We start from the raw sequence: 22,273 nt of genomic DNA, 5'->3' as shown, positions 1-22,273 counted from the left end.
GCATTTATATTCAGCCTCATCCTAAAATAAAAATACATCGTTCAGGAGCATCTCCATGCACGCTCACATCTCCGTCATTACACTGGCCGTGAATGATTTACATGCTGCATTTGCGTTTTATCAGGAGGGTTTAGGTCTAAATAGCGCAGGGATTATTGGGACTGAATTTGAACATGGCGCTGTGGCATTTTTTGTTTTACAACACGGTTTAAAGCTCGCACTCTGGCCGCAAGATAGCCTTAGTCATGACACAGACATCAATACATCAGTATTTTGTCCAACTCAAATGTCTCTTGGTCATAACGTCAACAGTCCCGCAGCCGTCGATCAAATCATGCACCAAGCCCAACGCGCAGGTGCAAAAACAATTAACCCCGCACAGCCCACGTTTTACGGTGGTTATGCAGGCTATTTTCAAGACTTAGACGGGCATCTATGGGAGATCGTCTACACCCCACATTTTAGCTCTTTATCTGCTTAATTCGACAACGCTGGTTCATCTACATCTCGCGTATGACGATCCACCACCACACTAATCATCATATCGCCCTGTACGTTCACCACAGTCCGTACCGTATCTAATAAGCGGTCAATCGGCAGTAAAATCGCAATGGCTTCCGCAGGGAGCCCGACCGATTGTAAAACCATAATCATCGTCACCATTCCAGCACTTGGAATACCCGGCGCACCGAGTGAAGCAATCATGGCGGTTGCACAGACAATTAACTGCTGCCCCAAGGTTAAATCTAAGCCCATCAAGTTGGCAATAAATAATGCCGCAGCAGCTTCATACAGCGCCGTACCATCCATATTCAATTGCGTACCCAATGGAATCACAAAACCTGCTGTTTGAGGACGGACACCTAAATTTTCCTGCGCACATTTCATCGAGAGTGGCATCGTTGCTGAACTTGAACTGGTTGCAAAAGCAGTGATTAAGGCAGCTCGTGTTCCTCTAAAAAATGTCAGTGGGCTCATTTTCCCAAAAATCCATAGCAGCAGAGGTAACACCACTGCCCCATGGAAAATCGTCGTCCCTGTGACTACGGCAGCAAACTCCGCGAGGCGACTCAACACCGAAATATCTTCTGTAGCAATCAATTTAGCCAATAATGCAAAAATGCCAATCGGTGCAAGCTTCATCACCCAGCCGATGATCATCATCATGATGTCAAAAAATTGCTGACTGAGCTTTCTCACACTTCGAAATTTTTCACCGCCTTTGACCAAGGCCACACCTAGAAATAGTGAAAACACCACAACTGCGAGTACGTTGCCATCACTAAAGGCTTTAAACGGATTAATCAGTGTATTTTGAATAAAATTGGTAAAGAATGAACCTGCTGTGAGGGTGTCAGGGCTCTGATGCTGTTGCATTGCATCTTGGAACATGACGATGTCCACGCCCTGCCCGACTTTAAAAATATGCGCGCATGCTAGACCCAAGATCAGTGCTAAAGTTGTGGTGGTGACGCAGCACGCTAAGGTAATTTTCCACGTTCGACTCAGCTGACCACCCGCTTGTAAATTCGATACCCCTACCACAATCGAACTAAAGATCAACGGAACCAAGATCATTTTCAGCAAACCAATAAAAATACTACTGGCAATCCCCAAGCCATACAGGCTGGCGGATAAAAACTGCGTCTCTGGAAACTGAATTAATAAAAAGCCAAATGCCACACCCAATATTGCGGCAATTAAAATCTGCGTATTTAAGCTCATTGTGCCTTGCATTTATCATCCTTTATTCAGGCACTATGCCATGCGCCCCACTGGGAATCGAGGAATTTTTTGTCACATGTACTGCTGCATTTCTGCAAAGCCCGAATTCAGCTTAATTTAACCTATGCCAAAAGACACTAACGAGATAGATCAAATCTACGAGTAGGCTCATACAGATAAATAAAGGTAATAAAAAACCGAATCTTCTGATTCGGTTTTTTCAGTATTCAGCTTTTACGACTTAACACATAGTGCTCAAAACTTATTGGGTTTCAATTTCGCGTAAACGGATCAAGCCTTCTTGTGTCGTACTACAGACCAACTCACCGTTTTGCCACATGCGACCGAAATTTAGACCACGTGAACTAGCACTGACGGTGGCATCCATGTCATAAAGCATCCACTCATCCACACGGAATGGCTTATGGAAATACATGGCATGGTCAATACTCGCACACTGCAAACTTGGTGATAAATAACTTAAACCATGTGGACGTAGTGCAGTCGTCATCAGCGTAAAGTCTGAATAGAATGCCGCAATAGCCTGATGTAAAGAGATGTCATCAACATCGGCAGCAATCGTATCATGGGTACGAATATAGTGTGCATACGATGGCGCAGCAGGCTGCGGTTGGTACGGGTTTTGTGGATCAATCGGGCGAATTTCTACGTGACGGTCGCGCATAAAAGACGCACGGACGTTTTCAGGGACAAACTCCACCATCATTCGTTTCAGCTCTGCTTCAGATTTTAAATCTTCGACGGCTGGATATTCTGGCTCTGCAACTTGGTAGTTCAACCCGTCTTCTTGCTCTGCAAATGACACCATACACATAAAAATGGTTTTACCATGTTGAATCGCACGAACCTGACGACTCACAAAACTGCGTCCATCGCGAATACGATCTACTTCATAAATGATTGGTGCACTGATATCACCGCCAAATAAGAAATAGGCATGTAAAGAATGAGCAGGTCGATCTGTCGTATAAGATGCCGCACGTAGCGCCTGACCTAAAACCTGTCCACCAAAGACACGTTTCCCGACCAAATTTCGGCTTTGCCCACGAAAAATATTTTCTTCTAATTTTTCAAGGCTGAGTAAATCAACCAACTCTTGTGTTAAGGCATTCATAACAAACCTATCTATCATTCGGGATTAAGCTAATGCAGGCAACATCAACAGATGTTTAAATATATTTTCCATTTTGCCATAAATCCAGACTAAAACCCTAAAGATTCGCTGACTGATCTGTCACCTTGCTGATGCAATATAACTGCTAAAAATACGTTTTTTAACGATAAAATCTTACAATATCTATGCAATTTGTCAGAAAATGACATACAGTTTTTAAGTACAATTACGCAGAATAGATTCCCCTCAGAATCTCTGTGGTTTGGTCATGAAAAGTAGGAGTTTGTATGTCCAAGAGCGGCTTTGGTCAGATGTATCGAAAGCTTTCGAGTAAACTGCTTGACCTTGTGGTAACACCGCATGTTTTAGGTGAAGTCCCTGTAGAACCTGTAGTGACTGAAACCGATACAGATACCGGCGTACAGACAACGAAAATTACCTGCTACGTTCTGCAAAATCATTCACGGAGTAATGCTTTAATTGTCGATGGTGAAACCCGTCGTTTAAAGCTACACCCTGCACTCGACCCAATGACAGTGGGTACGCAAACAGAAAAAGCATCTGTGGTGTTTTTACAACATCATGATGAAGACAACTTACTCAATCCACCGCCACATGCCTTTCCACCTCGTTTATTGCGTTTAATTGAGGTTTTGGAAAAAAATCCTGATGCGGATGTTGAGCTCGTTCCTGTAACCGTGCTGTGGGGTCGTGAACCCGATAAAGAAGATTCTTGGTTTAAATTATTATTTACCGATACATGGTCTACACCAAGCAAAGTGAAGCAGCTGGTCAATATTGGTTTGCACGGTCGTCAATCGTACCTTGAATTCCATGAACCACAGTCTTTGCGTCGTTTGGTTGAATATGCCAAAACTACACATCCGAACCTGTCACCTGCGACTTATATTGTCAGCACACTGAATGATTATTTAGATGCACAGCGTGAAGTGGTTTTGGGGCCGGATTTATCTGACCGTCGTAATGTGATGCACGGCCTGATCAAATCTACGGATGTGCAAGATGCGATTCGTCGTGAAAGCATTCGCAGTAAAATCAGTATGGTTGAAGCTGAACGTCGTGCGATTGGTTATTTAAATGAAATCGTTTCTGACTATTCTGCATCAACAGTACGTTTTGCTGACTTAGCACTGACTCGTCTGTGGACACAGCTTTATGATGGCGTCGAAGTGCATAACTTCAGTACCGTTCGTGAGCTGGCCAAAGACTACGAGATCATTTACACCCCATGCCATCGTAGTCATATCGACTATTTATTATTGTCATATGTGATCTATAAACGTGGCTTGATGGTGCCGTACATTGCTGCGGGTGATAACTTGAACATGCCATTTGTCGGGCAAATTTTACGTGGCGGCGGCGCGTTCTTTATTCGTCGTTCATTCCGTGGCAATGGTCTCTACACCACCGTATTTAAAGAATACCTCTACAGTATTTTGGCGCGTAATACGCCGCTGGAATACTTCATCGAAGGTGGGCGTTCACGTACTGGTCGTTTATTACCACCGAAGACCGGCATGCTCGCCATGACTGTCCATGGTCATTTACGTAATCCAGCCAAACCGATCGTGTTCTTACCGACCTATATTGGTTATGAGCGTTTAATGGAAGGTGCGACCTACGTTGGTGAAATGAATGGTAAGCCAAAAGAAGGCGAATCAATCATCGGGATTATGAAAACACTGCGTAAGATCGAACGTATTTTCGGTAAAGTTCATTTGAACTTTGGTGAGCCGGTTTTCCTTGATGATATGTTGAAACAGCATAATGCAAGCAACATCAAAATCGAGAAAAATGACGACCCAATTCCGCCAGAAGTTTCGGATGCCATTAACAGTTCTGCACACGTGATTTTAGAAAATATTAACCGTGCAGCAGTGGTGAACCCAGTTTCATTGCTTTCACTGATTTTATTGGCAACATCTAAACACACTTTAGATGAAGAGATTTGCATTAAGCAGTTAGATACCTATCGCGATCTTTTAAATGCCTTACCTTACGATGAGCGCATGCAAGTAACACCGCTGTCAGGTAAAGAAATCATTGCTTATGGTTTAAAACTCAAGCTGATCAAACGTGTTAATCATGTCCTTGGCGATATTATTGCCATTGCTGATAATCAAGCGGTGCTGTTAACCTACTTCCGTAACAACATCCTGCACGCATTTATTTTGCCATCACTCATTGCCGCTTTGGTTGAACATAATGGTTCTATTCGCCGTGGTGATTTGATTAATGTCATTCGTACACTGTATCCATTCTTAAAAGCTGAGTTATTCCTCAAATGGAATAATGAAGAGCTTAAAGATCAGATCTGTGCGTATGCAGAAGTACTGATCAAAGCTAAACTGATTTCTGAAGATGCAGAAGGCAACCTAATCTCCCCTGCGCCTAACTCAGAGCAGCACAATCAGTTAGTGGTCTTGGCTGCACCCGTGATGCAAAGTCTAGAGCGTTACTACATGACTTTGGCTTTAATCACACAACGTGGTTCAGGCAATATCTCGACGCGTCAGGTTGAAGAACTCAGTCACTTGGTTGGTCAACGTCTATCTGTGTTGTATGAATTTAACTCGCCTGAGTTCTTTGATAAGGCCTTATTCCAAAGCTTTATTAAAGTCTTAACCCAACAAGGTTATATCAGCACCAATGAAAACAACGCCATTGTGTTTGATGAAAATTTCCAAAATGTTGCGCAGTATGCCAACCTCGTTTTGGATGATGTGACCCTGCAAATGTTGCAGCACATTACAACCTTTAGTGATGAAGAGTTAAAAGAAGCACTGGATAAAGTTGCTGCGGAACAAGCTAAAAAACGTTTGAAACGTAAGAAAAAATAAACCGTTCTGATTTTTTCGCCATAAAAGCGGAAGAAGATGAGCAAAATCAGGGACAAGTTGTAAAAAGCTTGTCTCTTTTTTTTGGACTATACAAAAGTATTTAATATTTTCTTTTTTAAAATTAAGGTATGTACATTCCAAAATTTTGGAGTTCCATTGGCTAGCGGTTTATTGCCTTTAAATTCATTGATATAAATAATATCAAAGTCCGCATCAAACAATTGTTTAAGTTCTTCCTGTTCAAAACCTATAAATTTTTCAGAAAAATTATTTACCCAATCATCATCTTTTCCTAACAGTTGTATGAGTAAGATGCCTTGCTCACTTAAGGATTCCTGCATTTTCTTTAAAACACTTCCAAGCGAATCCGTTGAACAAAAAATAAACTGAATAAAGCAATAATTAAACTAGCTTCAGGAAAGCTATAGTCTTCAAAGGCCTGATTAGAAAATAAAAAAATTCTTATTGTCTTTAAATTTACTTAGACAGATATTTTTAACGTCAACAGATGGATCAAATGCATATACTTTAAAATGATGACGGAGTAGAAATGATGATTCATTTCCTGCACCACAACCACAATCAATCGCGATCTTTGGTAAATTCTCAAAATAACTCAAAGCTTTTTCCAAAATCGGTCTATGGGGTAAATTCTGAGTAAGTTCAGCAAATGATTTTGTCATTATTTAAATTTTATCCTTTGAGATCCATTCGAAAATTTGAACAATACATGTTGTAAAAGACCTATTTTATTCATTTATAGAATTTCTTTTAATACTCACCAAGCTACACTGAATTTTATACATCCCCCCAATTTTACAATACACATCACAATCAATCGTGCGCTAACTTAAAACCACTCTCCATCATCCGCATTGCATAAATTTTTTTACCTGTTTCTACTTCACTCTCTAAAACCAATTCGGGTAAATGCATAGCTCTTTGCAAATCCAAGATTCGCTCATGCAAAGGTTGAGGTTGGTTATTAGTACAAATATATGATTTTTCAGGATGTTCCACGTGGAGTAGATGACACAGAAAATTTGCCAAATCATCGATATGTATTCGATTGGACCAATGAATATTGGGATAGCGATGAGTCGCTTCTGCTAGTTTATGCATTCGCGCTGTCGATGTGCCATAAATCCCAGATGGACGTACGATCACGCATTCAGTAGGAAATGTTTGTGAGTAGCGATGCTCCATTTCGAGTAACAGCATCCCCTGCTCATCGATCGGTTGTGGCACAGTGTCATCATCAATGCGCTCCCCCGCATGCTCACCATAGACACGAGTGGACGACACCACGATTAAACGTTGTATTGGATGATGTGCTAATGCTTGAACAATTGGCTGTACAGAATCGACATAAGTATGTCGGTAAGCATCCACAGCATTGAATTGAGCATGGCGTGCAGGAGCCAAAAGAACATAGACAGCATCAATCGGTTCAACCTGCGACAAATCCAGTTGGTGAATATCTTGGATTAAATGTTCTGCAAAATCATCCTCTTTCTCACTACGACTCACTGTGGTAATTTGGTGACCTTGCTGAAATAATTGTTTAGCAACACGTTGCGATGTTTTACCATAACCGATAAATAGAATATGCATCAAACGACCTATTCTCAGAACTGATCCATTTAGATCATATAAACCGAAGTTGAGGGGACATGGCTTCCGTCCATCAATTGCAAGGGGTTGGCAATGCCGCCGCTGCTTTACTTGAAAAACTAAATATTTTCACGACAGATGATCTTTTGTTTCATCTGCCACGCGACTATGAAGATCGTAGCACGATCATCCCCATGAACCAATTGACCGTGGGTCGAAGTTATTTACTGGAAGGTACAGTCAAAAGTATCGACTTTCCACCCGGAAAGCGTAAATCGATGGCCGCCCTACTGGATGACGACTGTGGCAAAGTTACTTTACGTTTTTACCATATCTACAAAGGCATTACTGATCGGGTAAAACTGGGGAATCGTTTACGGATTTTTGGTGAAGTCCGTGTTGGTGCTCGTGGCTTAGAAATGTATCATCCTGAACTACAGGTGATTACTGAACACACGCCTTTACCACAAACCCAACTCACTGCGATTTACCCTGCAACCGAAGGCTTAACACAGCCCAAACTACGTGAATACGTCAAACAAGCACTACAGTTATATAGTGATGACTTACCTGAATTACTGCCAGAAAAATTCACCAATGGCTATGCACTAAAACAGGCTTTGGACTATATTCATCATCCCCCTGTCGATGCCAATATGTTGCAACTGAGCCAAGGTTCTCATCCTGCACAGCAACGTTTAATTTTCGAAGAATTGGTTGCCCATCAGGTCAGTTTGCTCAGCCGCCGTGCTTATATTCAACAAATCGAAGCACCGTCTTTCTCTGCAAGTAAGAACTTCACCAAACAACTTTTAAGTACGCTGCCATTTGAAATGACCGGCGCACAAAAACGTGTGTCCAAAGAAATTGCGGTCGATCTGAAAAAGAACAAACCTATGCTTCGACTCGTACAAGGCGATGTAGGTGCAGGTAAAACTTTGGTTGCAGGCGTTGCAGCCTGTCATGCTCTTGAGGAAGGTTGGCAAGTGGCCATGATGGCGCCGACAGAAATTTTGGCCGAACAGCATTATCTAAATTTCAAAAAATGGTTTGAGCCGATGGGTCTAACTGTGTCTTGGCTTTCCGGTAAACAAAAAGGTAAGGCTCGAGCTGCGGCAGAACAAAGTATTCAAGATGGTTCAGCCAATTTAGTGGTCGGCACGCATGCTTTATTTCAGGACAATGTTCAATTTGCCAAATTGGGTTTAGTGATTATTGATGAACAACACCGTTTTGGTGTCGATCAGCGTTTGGCGCTACGAAACAAAGGTCTCAATGGCATGACACCGCATCAACTGGTGATGACAGCAACCCCTATTCCTCGTACCTTGGCCATGTCGGCTTATGGCGATTTAGATACCTCCGTCATTGATGAACTGCCACCCGGTCGTACACCGATTCAAACAGTCACTATTCCACTTGACCGTCGTGAAGAAGTACTACAGCGGATTGCCAGCAATTGTGCTGAAGGTAAACAAGCCTATTGGGTCTGTACCTTAGTTGAACAATCAGAAACTTTAGATGCTCAGGCCGCTGAAGCGACTTTTAATGAAATTAAAGAACGCTTTCCAGACCTCAATATTGGTCTTGTTCACGGCAAAATGAAGGCCGATGAAAAACAAGCAGTGATGCAGCAATTTAAAAATAATGAATTGCAATTACTGATAGCAACCACAGTGATTGAAGTTGGTGTTGACGTCCCAAATGCCTCGATCATGGTGATTGAAAATGCAGAGCGTTTAGGGCTTTCACAATTACATCAGCTACGTGGTCGTGTAGGACGTGGTGCAAAAGCCAGTTTCTGTGCCTTGCTGTATAAAAATCCTTTATCGCAAAATGGGCAAGAGCGTCTACGCATTATGCGCGAGACCAATGATGGCTTTATCATTGCTGAAAAAGATTTGGAAATTCGTGGTCCCGGCGAGCTCCTCGGCACTAAACAAACAGGCGATATGGGCTTTCGTGTAGCCAAATTGGAGCGAGATGATCATTTACTCAATCAGGCACACTATGTGGCTCAACAAGTCCTAAATGATTATCCTGCACAGGCTCAAGCGCTTTTAAAACGATGGCTGCCTGAAGCACCCCGTTATGCCTATGTATAATTAGGATGATGGTTCGATCATCCTAAAATACAGATTGGCTTTAACGAATAAGCTTGTCGAACAGGTTTCTGTGGTGTCGTGATTGCACTTCACCACAAACTGTGCAAAATACACAAAAAAGAATGATTAGAATAAAAACATGCTCCAATCTATCCAACGCTACATCCAAAAAGGGATGCAGAGCGTTTCCCCTTGCTTGCTCTGTGGTATCGATCGACAACAACATCATTCGCTTTGTACCGACTGCTGGGCACAACTGCCTTGGTTTAAACAAATGGTTAATCGCCATGAACACAGCATCTCTTGTGCCTTTCACTATGATTTTCCAATAGATCGCATCATCCAAAGCTATAAGTATGAGCAACAATTGCACTATCAAAATTTACTGGCACAGAGCCTTTTAAGCATGCGCTTAGCTCGAGTTCAGGCCATTGTTCCCATGCCTATTTCAGTTGAACGCCTCAAGGACCGTGGATACAACCAAATGCTGCTCGTTGCACACATGATGGCAAAGCAATTGCGCATCCCTGTTTGGCAACCCGTGATTCGTCAAGCACAGCACGCTCAAAAAGGTTTAAGTCGGCTAGAACGCCTAGAAAATATCGAACAGCAATTTATTATCGACCCAACTGAAAAACGCCGTTTCCGTAAAGTCCTCATCATTGATGATGTGGTGACCACGGGGAGTTCAATCCATGCATTAAGTAAGCTGTTACATCAGCTACATTGCACGCAGGTATATGCCGCATGCATTGCTGCGGCACAGCCTTAGTTTCAAACATCAACCTCTAAAGAAAATGAACAAGCGAAGCGGTTTAGCTTTCAGCAAGAGATCGAGTCTGCTGCTTCACCCAAGGAATCACCACCTCACGTGTTAAAGGGGCGAGTTTTGTTTGTGTATCATCCAAGCTGACCCATTGCATCGCTGCAATTTCCGCATCAATTTTCGGTTCACCTTGCAACTGGACCAGATAGACATAACTCACCAGTAGATGATCTGCTTCGTTCGCAGCGGCCGTTTCAAAACGGCCAATGAATTGTTCAATCTGCGCAGCGCAGCCAATTTCTTCCTGAATTTCACGTAGCATGGTGATTTCAGGAGCTTCATTGGGTTCTAATTTTCCACCTACTTGCATAAAGAATGCCGTGTGTTTTTTACGAACCACTAAAAGTTCATGCTGTTCATTTAAAATAATGGCTGCAGCAACAGTGATAATTTTCATCTATCTTGTTCCAAATCGGCGATAAAGGCTGTACGTTCAACCATGCCCCATTTCGGCTCTGGCGCAGTGAAATGTTGAAACTGCTCAACAATCGTTTCAATATTATCTTCTGCAATTAAGCCTTCGATAAAACGCGGATGGGTAAAGCCTTTTTCTGCAGTTGTTTTTAGAAAATTCAATAAATCGTCATAAAAACCATCTACATTGAGAAAGGCACATGGCTTTAAATGAATGCCCAATTGAGCCCACGTCCACTGCTCAAAAATTTCCTCTAAAGTCCCTGCTCCACCTGGAATCGCCACAAAACCATCCGAGAGTTCAGACATTTTAGTTTTCCGTTGTTGCATATTTTCTACCACATGCAATTCGGTTAAATCTGGATGTGCCAATTCTTTATCGACCAGGACTTTTGGAATCACCCCAATGACTTGCCCGCCTGCACGCAAAGCACTATCTGCCACAACTCCCATCAAACCTGAACGACCACCACCATAGACCAGTGTGATGCCTTGTGCCGCCAAATGACGACCGACATTTTCAGCCACCTGTAAATAGGCAGGATTGTTACCAAGGGCGGAACCACAGAAAATTGCGATAGATTTCATTTATAATCACCATCAGATCAGGAACGCTATGCTGGAAAAATCAACTTTAAACAGATTTTTTCATAAATTAAGCATTAGAACAGTGTTTTTCAGCAAATCCTTGTCTAAAATACACCCATTCATTTTTAACTTACTGCGTAAGGGGAAAAGACAACATGCTTGAAGCCTTTTACGCCACAGAGCGCGGTAGCCTGGAAGATGTCACCATCAATGGTGACTTCGATTTACATCAGGATTTAGTCTGGCTCGATCTCATTGCCCCGTCTCAGGAAGAGCAGCAATGGATTATGGATGCCTATGATCAGAATTTACCTACATTAAAATCATTAGAAGATATTTCGTCGAGTGCACGATTCTACCGTGATGACGATGGTATTTTGCACATCAGCACCTATTTTTTAACGAAAAATAAAAATTTTCAGGTCGATGGCGAACCCGAAGAAAATGCCAGCACCTTAGCTACCGTGCAGACAGTTGCCTTTATTTTGCATAAAGAGCGCTTATTCACTTTACGGGGTGAAAAGCTGGTGGCTTTCCGTGCCTTTCGTGCCCGTGCGCGTCGTAATGACTATGAAATTGACTATAAAGATCCAACTTGGATTTTATTGGGTCTTTTAGAAGCCAAACTCGATGAGCTTGCGGATATCTTGGAAGATATCCACAAGGACTTAGAAAAATATTCCACAGAAGTGCTGAATAACCGTCATCGTGAGATGATTTTAGACTTAGATGACATGATTACCCGACTTGCACATTTAGAAGATATGCTCGGGAAAGCACAGCTGTGTCTGATCGATTTACGTCGTGTTCTCACCTTCCTGTCACGTCCTCGCGCCTTGGGCAGTCATATTTATGATGCCGACATCCGAGAACTCAGCGAAGACGTACGCTCTCTTGTTGAGCATGATGCCTTCTTGTTCCAAAAGGTTCGATTCTTACTGGATACCACTTCTGGGTTCATTAATACCGAACAGAATGATACGATTCGTCGATTCTCGATTTTACCAAGTATGCTTGCGCCACCGATGTTAGTAGCTAGCGTCTATGGGATGAACACCGATGTACTGCCATTCGCGCATGGTACAACCAGTTTTATCGTGGTCAGCTTAATCATCGTGGCATTCTTTATTGGCCCATTGATGTACTTCCGCTGGAAGAAATGGATTTAATCCGTTCCTATTGCTTAGACTTGCGAGAGTTTCTTGTCCCGCTAAAATAAAAAAAGCACCTTACGGTGCTTTTTTTTAGATCAATTGCAAGTCATGCTCAAGATGACAGGCTTGAATAATCTTCATCATTTTTTCAGGGACTGCTTTAAACTGTAAACCTTGCGCTTTTGGCGTTTGACGTAACCAACGGACCAAAACAGCTAAAGCCAAAGTACTGCCATGCTCAAGCTCAGCAAGATTGACCACTAAGGGAAAAGCTTGCTGCTGCTGTTGAATCAATTTCAAGCCGTCTTGATAATACAATTCGGCATTGTTGTAATCGATTTTGCCTGAAACCATCAATTCTTGTTGATGAAGTTTAATCACACATCACCTATCTTATTTTTTCTTGTCTAATGCTGCATCAGCATCAGGTTTGAAGTTCGCAATTGCTTTATCAATGTTACCGCCATTACGTTTTACAGTCGCCGCAAACTGATTACGGAATTGTAAGCCTAGATCGATACCCGAAACGTTGATATTACGGATTTTCCATTGTGAACCTTTATCCGCCAACTGGAAAGAGACTGGAATTTTTTCACCGTTGTTATGGAAATCAATCGTTACAACAGGGTTCTTACTGTTCGATGCTTTATAAGGACGCATGCTATATGTTTGGTTACTAAACTTAGCAAAAGCTGAACCATAGTTTTCGATCAGTGTTGCACGGAAGTTACGTTCAAACTGCGCACGTTGAGCCGCTGAGCTGTATTGATTCGTTGCATACGTACCCATCACAATACGTGTGAACGCTTGTGAATCGATATACGGGTCTAAGTTTTGACGAACAATCGTTTTCACAGCCGCAGGGTTATTTTGTAGTTTTGCGTGGTCTGCTTTTAAACGTGTAATGAGGCCATCAGCCACTTTTTTTACAAATGCAGGTGGTGCTTCGCTTGGAGCAGCAAAAGCTGTACCTGCCATCATAGTTGATAAGATACTTGCTGTAAGCGTATGTTTTAACAATGTGTTCACTTAATTTCTCCTAAAAATTATTCAACAAATGCAGGTTCTTCTGCCGTTGTTGTGTCAGCAGCTTCTGTTTTTTGTTCAGCATCTGCTGTGTTGTCAGATTTGTTCCCTGCACCACCGGTCACAAATTTAGACACCAAATCTTCGATTTCCATCGTACCTTGGGTATTACCAATTTGGTCACCACGTTTTAAGAAGTTGACACCACCACCCGGTACAATTTTCAAATATTTCTCGCCCAATAAACCATTGGTTGCCACCATAATGTAAGCATCTTCATCGATATTGGTGATGGATTTCATGTTAGCAATCAGTTGCTGTTCCATTTCTTTTTGTTTCGCAGGTGTTGCTGCTTCATAGTCTGATGTGTAACGCAGTTCTTCGAGTGCATTCTTTTGCACTTCTTTTAACTGTTCTGCGTTATAAGAGGTTAATGAGCCATCCATAATCAGATGTGCTGTCACTAAGCGCGTCACAGGATCGAGTTTCAATGATTCCACTTGACCAACTTTGACACCACTTAAGGTGACTTTGGCACGGGGTTTAATCCCGTTTACATTTTCAAATGTCGCGGTCAATTCATAACTGTCTTCGATGTTATTGCCGATCAAACCACTCACACGCATCGCCAAGAAGAAAATAGCGATAGCAAACAGAATGACAAAAAAACCGACGGCCAGTTCACTCGTACGTGATTTCATTAAATACCTCCGAACATGACCGCAGTCAACACGAAATCTGAACCTAAAACACACAACGAAGAATACACGACAGTACGCGTGGTCGACGTTGCAATACCTTCTGAAGTTGGGACACAGGCATAACCCTGATAGACCGCAATCCAAGTACAAATTAATGCAAAAACAAAACTTTTGATGATGGTGCCATTAAAGACGTCTTTAAAGAATTGCACACTGTTCTCGATGCCACTCCAATAAGAGCCTTCATCTGCACCCAGAAAATCAACACCCACCAATTTACCGCCCATGATGCCGACCGCAGCGAAAATCACCGACAACATTGGCAAGCTAAAAATACCGGCCCAAAGTCGAGGCGAGATCACCCGTTTTAAGGGATCGACCCCGATCATTTCCATACTCGACAACTGCTCAGTGGCTTTCATCAAACCAATTTCAGCCGTCAAAGCAGAGCCTGCACGACCTGCAAAGAGTAAAGCCGCCACCACAGGTGCAAGTTCACGCAGTAAAGTCAGTGCAACGGCGGTACCGAGCATTGCTTCACTACCAAAGGTCGACAGAATGCTATACATTTGCAAACCCAGTACCGAGCCAATAAATAAGCCAGATACCACAATAATCAGTAATGAAAGCACACCAACACGGTACATCTGATAAATAAACAATTTCACGCCAAGTAAAGTCGGCATGGAAAAAAGAATCTGCAGCAACATAATGGTTGCTACGCCGATTCCTCGAACACGTTCAATGACGCGTCTACCTAATGCGGCAATAGCATTCATGAACGAACCTCATGATTTAAATAGGGCTGATGACTGAATTGATAATCGACCGGACCTTCTACCGAACCCGTCAAGAACTGCTTCACAAAAGGCGAGGCATGTGCTTTTAACTGCTCAGGTGTTCCCTCGCCCTGCACTTTCCCTTCAGCCACCACATAGATGTAATCTGCAATTGATAATGTTTCAGCCACATCATGCGAGACAATAATCGTAGTTAAATCTAAAGCTTCACGTAGCGAACGAATCAAGCGAGTTAAAACCCCCATCACAATCGGGTCTTGTCCAGCAAAAGGTTCGTCATACATGATTAACTCAGGATCCAGTGCAATAGCACGGGCCAAAGCCACACGACGATTCATACCACCCGATAGTTCAGAGGGCATCATTTGTTCTGCGCCACGTAAACCAACAGACTCTAATTTCAACGCAACAATTTCAGCGATCAAATGCTCTGGCAACTTGGTATGCGCACGAATCGGAAAGGCTACGTTTTCGTATACCGACATATCGGTAAATAATGCGCCGCTCTGAAACAACATCCCCATACGCGCACGCGCAGTGAAGAGCTCCTGACGTGACATCTGTGCAATGTCCTGCCCATCAAGCAACACTTCTCCATTATCGGGAGTCAATTGACCACCAATTAAACGGAGTAAAGTCGTTTTACCTGTACCAGATGGACCCATAATTGCAGTGATCTGACCACGACGAATTTTTAAACTGACATTGTCATAAATGACGCGCTCTCCTCGCTTAAAACTCAGGTTTTTCACTTCGATCAGTGCCTGAGTCTGAGAAGACGTTTGATTATTCATAGCTGAGGATTTTCCTGCATTTTTTTCAGCATGCATACTATAAAGGATTGAAGTTTAAAATGTTACCATTGCATGGGCGCATATCCCTGCATTCCATCAGGTAAATTGTTTTTTATTATTAATGCGATTTTATAGAGGCTGCTTTCAACCCAATAGAAGAATTTAGTTAAAATAATTGTATATATAGTAAACGATATTACACAATAAGAGTGTCAAACCGATATAAGGCATAAGTACCTCGATCATCACTGTACGCATATTTGCCAACGCGTTTCCGTTCATATTAATTATCATTAAACACATAAAGTTTGATCAAGTATACATTTTTCTGATTAAAAAGCTAATTTAAATCCATAAAAAAAACCGGTGTTTCCACCGGTTTTTTCGATATTTCTTTCGAAATTCAATTAGTCATTGAATTTACGACGTGGACGGTCTTCACCGAAAGTGCGTTCGCCACGTGGTTTATCATCACCGAAACGTTTTGGACGGTCATCGCCGAAACGTTTTGGACGATCTTCACCAAATGAACGTTGAGGACGGTCACCGTTGAATTCACGACGTGGACGATCTTCACCAAATGAACGTTTTGGACGATCGCCATAACCTTCACGAGCTGGTTTGTAATCTACACGGTTACCACGGTTGTCATCGTTAGAACGACGGTCAAAACCACCTTCACGACGTGGACGATCGCTGTTAAATTCGCGACGTGGACGATCTTCAAAACCGCCTTCACGACGTGGACGATCGTTGTTAAATTCACGACGTGGACGATCTTCGAAACCGCCTTCACGACGTGGACGATCGTTGTTAAATTCGCGACGTGGACGATCTTCAAAACCACCTTCACGACGTGGACGATCGTTGTTATATTCGCGACGTGGACGATCTTCGCCACCGAATGAACGACGTTCGCCATCACGGTTGCCTTCACGACGTTTGAAGTTTGATTCACCTTCAAAACGACGACCGCCACCGAAACCACCACGACCACCGCGACCGCCATCACGACGACCACGACCGCCATCACGGCTACCGCGTGCAGGAGGTGGAGATGGCTCAAGACCTTCAATTTCAGATACATTTAAACGTGCGTCTAAGAAGTCTTCTAAAGCACGGATTTTACCGCGTTCACGGTAAGTCGCTAAAGTAATCGCGTTACCAGTACGGCCCGCACGACCTGTACGACCGATACGGTGTACATAGTCTTCGTTCTTCATTGGAAGACCGAAGTTAATTACGTGAGAAATAGTTGGTACGTCTAGACCACGTGCAGCAACGTCAGTCGCAACTAAGATTTTTGCACGACCTTCACGAATGCTACGTAAACGACGGTTACGTACAGTTTGCGGCATTGCACCATGAAGAGCGACAACTGAGTGACCTGCTTCTGCAAGTTCTTCAGCCAACATATCTGTATCTTCTTGGGTAGATGCGAATACAACTGCTTGATCTACAGACTCATCAGATAACCAGTGAGTCAAAAGTTTTTTCTTGTGTTCGAAACCGTCAGTCCAATGAAGAGTCTGAGTAATGTCAGTATTTGTAGAGTGACCAGTTTCAATCGCAATACGCTGTGGATCATTCATCATGCGTTCTGCAAGTGTAATGATACGCGGCGCAAATGTTGCAGAGAACATTAATGTTTGTTTACGGTTAGCAGCCAAGTCGCTGATCGCTTCTAGGTCTTCAGAGAAACCTAAGTCAAGCATACGGTCAGCTTCGTCAACGATTAACGCATCAACGTTGTCTAGTTTAATTTGACGACGGTTAACCAAGTCAAGTAAACGACCTGGAGTCGCTACGACAACTTGTGCACCTTTAAGCTGTTGAATTTGTTTACCGAAAGGCATACCACCCATAATTGCAGCAATACGAACACCTTTCATATGACGTACTAAAGCAATTGCGTCTTGGCTAACCTGTTGAGCCAATTCACGTGTAGGGCAAAGTACAAGAATAGACGGTGCAGTTACCGCTTTCATGCGCTCTTTGAAAGACATCAAAGTGTCTTGACCAGCCAAAGCATTCACAGTTGGGAGTAAGAATGCAGCAGTTTTACCAGAACCAGTTTGGCTTGATACAAGAAGGTCTTTACCTTCTAATGCAGCTGGAATTGATTGTTCTTGCACTGGAGTCGGAGTAGTAAAGCCTAGACCTTGTAATGCTAGTTGTAACGACTCATGTAAAGGAAAATCAGCAAAAGTTTTGCTCATAGAGTATTTCACCCCAAAAATGGGTGCTCCATTAAAAATATAAATTCAGATGGACATCGGCAAAAAGCGGCACAGCAAAAGACGCTGAAAATATAGAATCAGCGGCGATCCGAGAACGACGATGTGTATAACGCACACATGATTACAGCCGCAACCTGAAGGAATCGCTTAGCGATTGGGTGGGGCGCGAAATATCGTCCTCTCTTTGGACCGGAACGCGCATACACAATGATAGAAGAGAATGTTCAGGTAATGAACGAAATTTAGTGCGTGCGGGGATTATAGCAGAAAGTTTTTAAATGTCACCTGTTTTAGTCAACTTCAGAATGTTTTTTGTAAGAAGCTTTAAATTATAGGTATTTAAGCCATTATTTTTGACCGACTAGACAAAAATAAAGCCCTCATAAAGAGGGCTTTATTTCATTATTCTGTCAATAAACTCGAACTAAGTGTTCTATTATTTAACAGCTTCACCCCAAGCTGGAACAACAGCTTGCATAAGTGGTTTAAGCATTTTCATAGAACATGCAAGTACTTGACCATTGTCCATTGAATCGTTACCACCACGAGCATCAACCACAGTACCACCCGCTTCTTTCACAATAAGTTCGCCCGCAGCGATGTCCCATGGTTTCAAACCAAGTTCGAAATAACCATCGAAACGACCTGCAGCAACATATGCTAGATCAAGAGCAGCAGAACCTGAACGACGGTATTGAGCACCGGCTTCAGTCACATTTAACAATGAGTTGAAATGGTTTTTCGCATAAGAAACCACTTCGCCATTACGAATTTTACGATACGCATGACCCACTGAAAGGAAAGTGTTTTCTAAGCTGTCTTTTACATTTACACGAATACGGCGTTGGTTCATCATCGCACCGCGACCACGGCTTGCAGAGAACAACTCATCTTTCACAGGGTCATAAATAACGCCGTGTTGAGTTACACCTTTATGTTGAACTGCGATAGAGATACAGAAATGTGGAACACCATTAACGAAGTTTAATGTGCCATCAAGTGGGTCGATGATCCAACACCAATCAGCGTCATGACCTTTACCTTCTTGAAGACCAAACTCTTCGCCTAGGAAACTGTGATTTTTATAGCTTTTACGTAGGGTATCGATGGTCAATTGTTCCAAATAACGGTCTACACGCGTTACTGGACCATCAATTCCTTTTTCTTCGACTTGTAGATCGAGTTTATGACGATTTTGATGCGCTTTTAAAAGCTCTTGACCAACTAATTGAGCCGCACGCGCAGCCATAACCACCATAGGTTCCATTGAACACCCACTACAAATTTGAAGATACTGATAAAGAATAATGCATAAAAGCCCTTATATCTTATCAAATATAAGGGCTTTTAGGGAAAAAATGTTTCTAAAAATTAGAAATTCAGCAAACTACAGTTGACTTATGTTTTATCCAGCTTTGTGTCACAGAAGTGATAATGCCTTCAGCATCTAGTCCAGCTTGTTGTAGCATTTGAGCATGTGTCGCCTGATGCATAAATTCATCTGACAAACCTAAATTCAGCATCGGTTTAACAATACTAGCCTGCGCTAAATATTCATTTACCGCACTACCCGCACCCGCCATCACTGCATGCTCTTCAACTGTCACAAATAGTTGCGTGCTTGCCGCGATTTGATCGATCAACTGTGTATCTAATGGTTTTACAAAACGCATATTTAGCACACGAACTGCAACATCCAGTTTTTCAGCCAATACTTCAGCCGCCTCAACCGCTGCCTGAACACGGCTACCAAATGCTAAAATCGAAATTGTTGCATCTTGCTGATCATTGAAGTTTGCAAGAACTTCACCACGGCCAATTTCAAGCTCGGTCATCTCTTGCTGAATCTCAACACCTAGTCCATTACCTCGTGGGTAACGTACTGCCGCTGGGCCTTTATACAAATAAGCCGTATGCAACATTTGACGACATTCATTTTCGTCTTTCGGCGCCATGATCACCATGTTCGGCACGGTACGCATAAAGGCATAATCATATGCACCGGCATGCGTTGGGCCATCTTCACCAACCAAACCTGCACGGTCGATACCAAATGTCACATCAAGATTTTGCAAAGCGACGTCATGAATCAGTTGGTCATAACCACGTTGTAAAAAGGTTGAATAGATTGCAACAACCGGTTTTACCCCTTCACAGGCCATACCCGCAGCCAAAGTCACCGCATGTTGTTCTGCAATGGCAACATCAAAAAAACGCTCAGGGAACTGCTTTGCAAATTGCACCATGCCTGAGCCTTCACACATCGCAGGAGTAATCGCTAATAAACGATCATCCTGTACAGCTTCATCACATAACCACTGACCAAAAACATCTGAATATTTCGGTGCAGTTGCCACAGCAGCAGGTGCATTCAGTTTACTGATGGCATGGTATTTAATTTGATCTGCTTCGGCAGGTGCAAAGCCTTTACCTTTTTTGGTATAGACATGCATTAAACGTGGGCCTTTGCGTTTTTTTAAGGCTTCAAACACGTGTGTTAATTGTTCAACATCGTGCCCATCAAAAGGACCAAAGTAGTCAAAGCCAATGGCTTTAAATAGGTTGTCTGCAGCATCGGTCGCAGCACAATGTAGGCGTGAGTTATACGCCCATTCAGGATGAGGTTGAATATAAGCTTCGCCATTTTCAGAAATATTCACCGATTGACCACTTTCCCAAATCGCAGCCAAATGCTTAGCAAAACCACCTGTACTGCATGAGATCGACATATCGTTGTCGTTCAATACCACCATGAGGTCAGCATTGTGTGCCACCGCATCGTTCATGGCTTCAAAAGCCATGCCCGCTGTCATCGCGCCATCACCCACGATTGCAACCACATGACAGGGATCTTGCTTGAAGCGACGTGCCAATGACATCCCAAGACCAGCAGAAATCGCGGTTGATGAATGGCCTACACCGAAGGTGTCAAATTCAGATTCTTCACGGGCAGGAAACGCAGCCAAACCATCTTTGGCACGAATCGTCACTAATTGTTCACGACGACCAGTTAAGGCTTTATGCGGATAGGCTTGATGACCCACATCCCAAATCAGACGATCACGTGGCGTATCAAAACAGTAATGCAATGCCACGGTTAATTCGATCACCCCAAGATTGGCACCAAAATGCCCACCACTTTGTCCGGCCGCATACAAAATAAATTGACGTAACTCATCCGCCACTTGCTCTAATTGGCTGCGCTCGAGTAAACGAAGTTGTTGAGGATGGTTAATCGTATCCAGCAACGGTGTTACAGGGCGTTGAAATGGTATTTCTTTATACAGCATAATGTGGCAAAGCCTTCTAAAGCCTGGCAAATTCCTAAGCTCGGTCTAAATGGGTAACTCGATCATATCGTCGAATTGTATCACCTTACAATCAGCCAAACTTGTAGCGATGTAATTTTTAGCAATGATCTCGTTGGGGAGATTTTGAATGAGTCAGATTATCCTGAATAATCTTCCTATTTATCAACTATTATCGTTCGCTTTATACAAAAAAGAAAATGTTCTGCATAAATTCGTCGTTGCAATTCTACCAATGTCCAAGCATTACGCTATACTTTAGCCAATTTATAATCGAATAAACGGGTTAAGCAGTGCCTATAGAATTTGTCGCAACGTCAAGATTACCGACCGCTTTTGGTGAATTCAATATTACGGTTTTTCAGGATCCTGAAACCGGTGAAGAACACGTCGCACTCTCTAAAGGACTAGAACAAGCTCCCACTGAACCTGTTTTAGTTCGTATCCACTCCGAATGCCTCACCGGTGATGCCTTCGCTTCACTCAAATGTGACTGCGGCCCACAGCTTCAAGCGACCCAAAAATTAATTAATGAAGCAGGTCAAGGGGTGATTTTATATTTGCGCCAAGAAGGTCGTGGTATTGGTTTAACCAATAAAATCCGTGCTTATGCCCTACAAGACCAAGGCCATGACACAGTGGATGCCAATTTATTATTGGATCTTCCTGCCGATGCACGTCGTTATGATATGTGCCCTATCATGTTGAATCATCTCAACATTACGGCTGTGCGTCTCATTACCAATAACCCATTAAAAATTGAAGCGCTCCAAGAGCAAGGCGTGAATGTCGTTGATCGTGTTCCGCTGACTGTGGGTTTAAATCCATTCAACGAACAATATTTAAAAACCAAACATGATCGTATGTCGCATATGTATCAAAAGGACGATTTTTAAAAGTCCTTTAAATTCTCCATCTATAAATCCCTCCAAACCTCCCTTTACAAAAGGGAGGCTTTCCCCTCTTTATTTAAAGAGGGGTT

The 22,273-nt window shown here is 42.8% G+C and carries 21 protein-coding genes; 6 read left to right on the top strand and 15 right to left on the bottom strand.

The genetic code is table 11. From position 1 onward, the window contains the following. The first annotated feature begins 55 nt into the window (after window positions 1-55). A complete protein-coding gene (locus tag MST18_RS02055) occupies window positions 56-481 on the top strand; it encodes a VOC family protein (RefSeq protein WP_180133469.1) in 426 nt (141 codons plus the stop codon). On the opposite strand, the gene MST18_RS02050 is transcribed toward MST18_RS02055, so the two are convergent. Continuing rightward, window positions 478-1,737 (bottom strand): dicarboxylate/amino acid:cation symporter, encoded by a 1,260-nt coding sequence (locus tag MST18_RS02050; RefSeq protein ID WP_171525930.1) that lies wholly within the window; start codon window positions 1,735-1,737, stop codon window positions 478-480. The genes MST18_RS02055 and MST18_RS02050 overlap by 4 nt on opposite strands. Before the next feature lie 250 nt (window positions 1,738-1,987). Next, window positions 1,988-2,860 (bottom strand): acyl-CoA thioesterase II, encoded by an 873-nt coding sequence (locus MST18_RS02045; RefSeq protein WP_180035657.1) that lies wholly within the window; start codon window positions 2,858-2,860, stop codon window positions 1,988-1,990. Window positions 2,861-3,147: 287 nt separating this feature from the next. On the opposite strand from MST18_RS02045, the gene plsB reads away from it, so the two are divergent. Further along, on the top strand, window positions 3,148-5,721 hold the full coding sequence (plsB, locus tag MST18_RS02040; RefSeq protein ID WP_180092998.1) for a glycerol-3-phosphate 1-O-acyltransferase PlsB: 2,574 nt from the start codon (window positions 3,148-3,150) through the stop codon (window positions 5,719-5,721). 86 nt (window positions 5,722-5,807) lie between these two features. On the opposite strand, the gene MST18_RS16610 is transcribed toward plsB, so the two are convergent. The 3 genes from MST18_RS16610 to MST18_RS02030 all read right to left on the bottom strand — a co-directional run bounded on the left by MST18_RS16610 (window position 5,808) and on the right by MST18_RS02030 (window position 7,335). Beyond that, window positions 5,808-6,062 carry a hypothetical protein gene (locus MST18_RS16610; RefSeq protein ID WP_373686672.1) on the bottom strand — a complete coding sequence of 85 codons (255 nt, stop codon included), beginning with the start codon at window positions 6,060-6,062 and terminating at the stop codon, window positions 5,808-5,810. Window positions 6,063-6,164: 102 nt separating this feature from the next. Continuing rightward, on the bottom strand, window positions 6,165-6,404 hold the full coding sequence (locus MST18_RS16605; protein ID WP_373686671.1) for a hypothetical protein: 240 nt from the start codon (window positions 6,402-6,404) through the stop codon (window positions 6,165-6,167). 151 nt (window positions 6,405-6,555) lie between these two features. Further along, window positions 6,556-7,335 carry an NAD-dependent epimerase/dehydratase family protein gene (locus MST18_RS02030; RefSeq protein WP_180133468.1) on the bottom strand — a complete coding sequence of 260 codons (780 nt, stop codon included), beginning with the start codon at window positions 7,333-7,335 and terminating at the stop codon, window positions 6,556-6,558. A gap of 59 nt (window positions 7,336-7,394) precedes the next feature. Between MST18_RS02030 and recG the strand changes: the two genes are divergently transcribed. Together recG and MST18_RS02020 are read left to right on the top strand one after the other, a co-directional pair. Further along, a complete protein-coding gene (gene recG / locus MST18_RS02025; RefSeq protein WP_180133467.1) occupies window positions 7,395-9,440 on the top strand; it encodes an ATP-dependent DNA helicase RecG in 2,046 nt (681 codons plus the stop codon). Between the two features lie 139 nt (window positions 9,441-9,579). After that, window positions 9,580-10,212: a ComF family protein gene (locus MST18_RS02020; RefSeq protein ID WP_180133466.1), complete on the top strand. Its 633-nt coding sequence runs from the start codon at window positions 9,580-9,582 to the stop codon at window positions 10,210-10,212. A gap of 43 nt (window positions 10,213-10,255) precedes the next feature. On the opposite strand, the gene MST18_RS02015 is transcribed toward MST18_RS02020, so the two are convergent. After that, window positions 10,256-10,663 carry an NUDIX domain-containing protein gene (locus MST18_RS02015; RefSeq protein WP_180106901.1) on the bottom strand — a complete coding sequence of 136 codons (408 nt, stop codon included), beginning with the start codon at window positions 10,661-10,663 and terminating at the stop codon, window positions 10,256-10,258. Further along, window positions 10,660-11,268 carry a TIGR00730 family Rossman fold protein gene (locus tag MST18_RS02010; protein ID WP_180126855.1) on the bottom strand — a complete coding sequence of 203 codons (609 nt, stop codon included), beginning with the start codon at window positions 11,266-11,268 and terminating at the stop codon, window positions 10,660-10,662. Before MST18_RS02010 ends, MST18_RS02015 begins: the two co-directional genes overlap by 4 nt. 155 nt (window positions 11,269-11,423) lie before the next feature. On the opposite strand from MST18_RS02010, the gene MST18_RS02005 reads away from it, so the two are divergent. Further along, on the top strand, window positions 11,424-12,437 hold the full coding sequence (locus MST18_RS02005) for a CorA family divalent cation transporter (protein WP_078189297.1): 1,014 nt from the start codon (window positions 11,424-11,426) through the stop codon (window positions 12,435-12,437). 75 nt (window positions 12,438-12,512) lie between these two features. On the opposite strand, the gene MST18_RS02000 is transcribed toward MST18_RS02005, so the two are convergent. The 8 genes from MST18_RS02000 to dxs all read right to left on the bottom strand — a co-directional run bounded on the left by MST18_RS02000 (window position 12,513) and on the right by dxs (window position 21,273). Beyond that, on the bottom strand, window positions 12,513-12,776 hold the full coding sequence (locus MST18_RS02000) for a lipid asymmetry maintenance protein MlaB (RefSeq protein WP_218948628.1): 264 nt from the start codon (window positions 12,774-12,776) through the stop codon (window positions 12,513-12,515). 39 nt (window positions 12,777-12,815) lie between these two features. Next, the gene (locus MST18_RS01995; RefSeq protein ID WP_078189299.1) at window positions 12,816-13,451 is read right to left on the bottom strand and encodes a phospholipid-binding protein MlaC; all 636 of its coding nucleotides are present in this window, start codon (window positions 13,449-13,451) and stop codon (window positions 12,816-12,818) included. A 17-nt stretch (window positions 13,452-13,468) separates the two neighbouring features. Further along, window positions 13,469-14,149 carry an outer membrane lipid asymmetry maintenance protein MlaD gene (locus MST18_RS01990; protein WP_180133465.1) on the bottom strand — a complete coding sequence of 227 codons (681 nt, stop codon included), beginning with the start codon at window positions 14,147-14,149 and terminating at the stop codon, window positions 13,469-13,471. After that, window positions 14,149-14,928 (bottom strand): lipid asymmetry maintenance ABC transporter permease subunit MlaE, encoded by a 780-nt coding sequence (gene mlaE, locus MST18_RS01985; protein WP_078189301.1) that lies wholly within the window; start codon window positions 14,926-14,928, stop codon window positions 14,149-14,151. The genes MST18_RS01990 and mlaE overlap by 1 nt, the downstream gene beginning before the upstream one ends. Further along, window positions 14,925-15,743, bottom strand: coding sequence for an ABC transporter ATP-binding protein (locus MST18_RS01980; protein ID WP_218955368.1), 819 nt, complete (start codon window positions 15,741-15,743; stop codon window positions 14,925-14,927). The genes mlaE and MST18_RS01980 overlap by 4 nt, the downstream gene beginning before the upstream one ends. A gap of 407 nt (window positions 15,744-16,150) precedes the next feature. Beyond that, window positions 16,151-17,962, bottom strand: coding sequence for a DEAD/DEAH box helicase (locus MST18_RS01975; RefSeq protein WP_078189302.1), 1,812 nt, complete (start codon window positions 17,960-17,962; stop codon window positions 16,151-16,153). Between the two features lie 457 nt (window positions 17,963-18,419). Continuing rightward, window positions 18,420-19,250, bottom strand: a complete 831-nt coding sequence (locus MST18_RS01970) for an inositol monophosphatase family protein (protein ID WP_180133463.1) — start codon at window positions 19,248-19,250, stop codon at window positions 18,420-18,422. Window positions 19,251-19,362: 112 nt separating this feature from the next. Beyond that, window positions 19,363-21,273: a 1-deoxy-D-xylulose-5-phosphate synthase gene (gene dxs / locus MST18_RS01965; protein ID WP_180024334.1), complete on the bottom strand. Its 1,911-nt coding sequence runs from the start codon at window positions 21,271-21,273 to the stop codon at window positions 19,363-19,365. A gap of 311 nt (window positions 21,274-21,584) precedes the next feature. On the opposite strand from dxs, the gene ribA reads away from it, so the two are divergent. Next, window positions 21,585-22,187 carry a GTP cyclohydrolase II gene (ribA, locus tag MST18_RS01960; protein WP_168379100.1) on the top strand — a complete coding sequence of 201 codons (603 nt, stop codon included), beginning with the start codon at window positions 21,585-21,587 and terminating at the stop codon, window positions 22,185-22,187. Window positions 22,188-22,273: the final 86 nt, after the last annotated feature.

The sequence above is a fragment of the Acinetobacter sp. YH12068_T genome (assembly GCF_024606005.1).
Classification (GTDB): Bacteria; Pseudomonadota; Gammaproteobacteria; order Pseudomonadales; family Moraxellaceae; genus Acinetobacter; species Acinetobacter amyesii.
The sequence above is the reverse complement of the archived record's forward strand: the minus strand, read 5'-3'. Positions and strand labels throughout refer to the sequence as shown.

Excerpts from the sequence above, each read along its gene's own strand:
- MST18_RS02055 (WP_180133469.1), top strand. The coding sequence starts at position 56 with ATGCACGCTCACATCTCCGTCATTACACTGGCCGTGAATGATTTACAT.
- MST18_RS02050 (WP_171525930.1), bottom strand. The coding sequence starts at position 1,737 with ATGCAAGGCACAATGAGCTTAAATACGCAGATTTTAATTGCCGCAATA.
- MST18_RS02045 (WP_180035657.1), bottom strand. The coding sequence starts at position 2,860 with ATGAATGCCTTAACACAAGAGTTGGTTGATTTACTCAGCCTTGAAAAA.
- plsB (WP_180092998.1), top strand. The coding sequence starts at position 3,148 with ATGTCCAAGAGCGGCTTTGGTCAGATGTATCGAAAGCTTTCGAGTAAA.
- MST18_RS16610 (WP_373686672.1), bottom strand. The coding sequence starts at position 6,062 with ATGCAGGAATCCTTAAGTGAGCAAGGCATCTTACTCATACAACTGTTA.
- MST18_RS16605 (WP_373686671.1), bottom strand. The coding sequence starts at position 6,404 with ATGACAAAATCATTTGCTGAACTTACTCAGAATTTACCCCATAGACCG.
- MST18_RS02030 (WP_180133468.1), bottom strand. The coding sequence starts at position 7,335 with ATGCATATTCTATTTATCGGTTATGGTAAAACATCGCAACGTGTTGCT.
- recG (WP_180133467.1), top strand. The coding sequence starts at position 7,395 with ATGGCTTCCGTCCATCAATTGCAAGGGGTTGGCAATGCCGCCGCTGCT.
- MST18_RS02020 (WP_180133466.1), top strand. The coding sequence starts at position 9,580 with ATGCTCCAATCTATCCAACGCTACATCCAAAAAGGGATGCAGAGCGTT.
- MST18_RS02015 (WP_180106901.1), bottom strand. The coding sequence starts at position 10,663 with ATGAAAATTATCACTGTTGCTGCAGCCATTATTTTAAATGAACAGCAT.
- MST18_RS02010 (WP_180126855.1), bottom strand. The coding sequence starts at position 11,268 with ATGAAATCTATCGCAATTTTCTGTGGTTCCGCCCTTGGTAACAATCCT.
- MST18_RS02005 (WP_078189297.1), top strand. The coding sequence starts at position 11,424 with ATGCTTGAAGCCTTTTACGCCACAGAGCGCGGTAGCCTGGAAGATGTC.
- MST18_RS02000 (WP_218948628.1), bottom strand. The coding sequence starts at position 12,776 with ATGGTTTCAGGCAAAATCGATTACAACAATGCCGAATTGTATTATCAA.
- MST18_RS01990 (WP_180133465.1), bottom strand. The coding sequence starts at position 14,149 with ATGAAATCACGTACGAGTGAACTGGCCGTCGGTTTTTTTGTCATTCTG.
- mlaE (WP_078189301.1), bottom strand. The coding sequence starts at position 14,928 with ATGAATGCTATTGCCGCATTAGGTAGACGCGTCATTGAACGTGTTCGA.
- MST18_RS01980 (WP_218955368.1), bottom strand. The coding sequence starts at position 15,743 with ATGAATAATCAAACGTCTTCTCAGACTCAGGCACTGATCGAAGTGAAA.
- MST18_RS01975 (WP_078189302.1), bottom strand. The coding sequence starts at position 17,962 with ATGAGCAAAACTTTTGCTGATTTTCCTTTACATGAGTCGTTACAACTA.
- MST18_RS01970 (WP_180133463.1), bottom strand. The coding sequence starts at position 19,250 with ATGGAACCTATGGTGGTTATGGCTGCGCGTGCGGCTCAATTAGTTGGT.
- dxs (WP_180024334.1), bottom strand. The coding sequence starts at position 21,273 with ATGCTGTATAAAGAAATACCATTTCAACGCCCTGTAACACCGTTGCTG.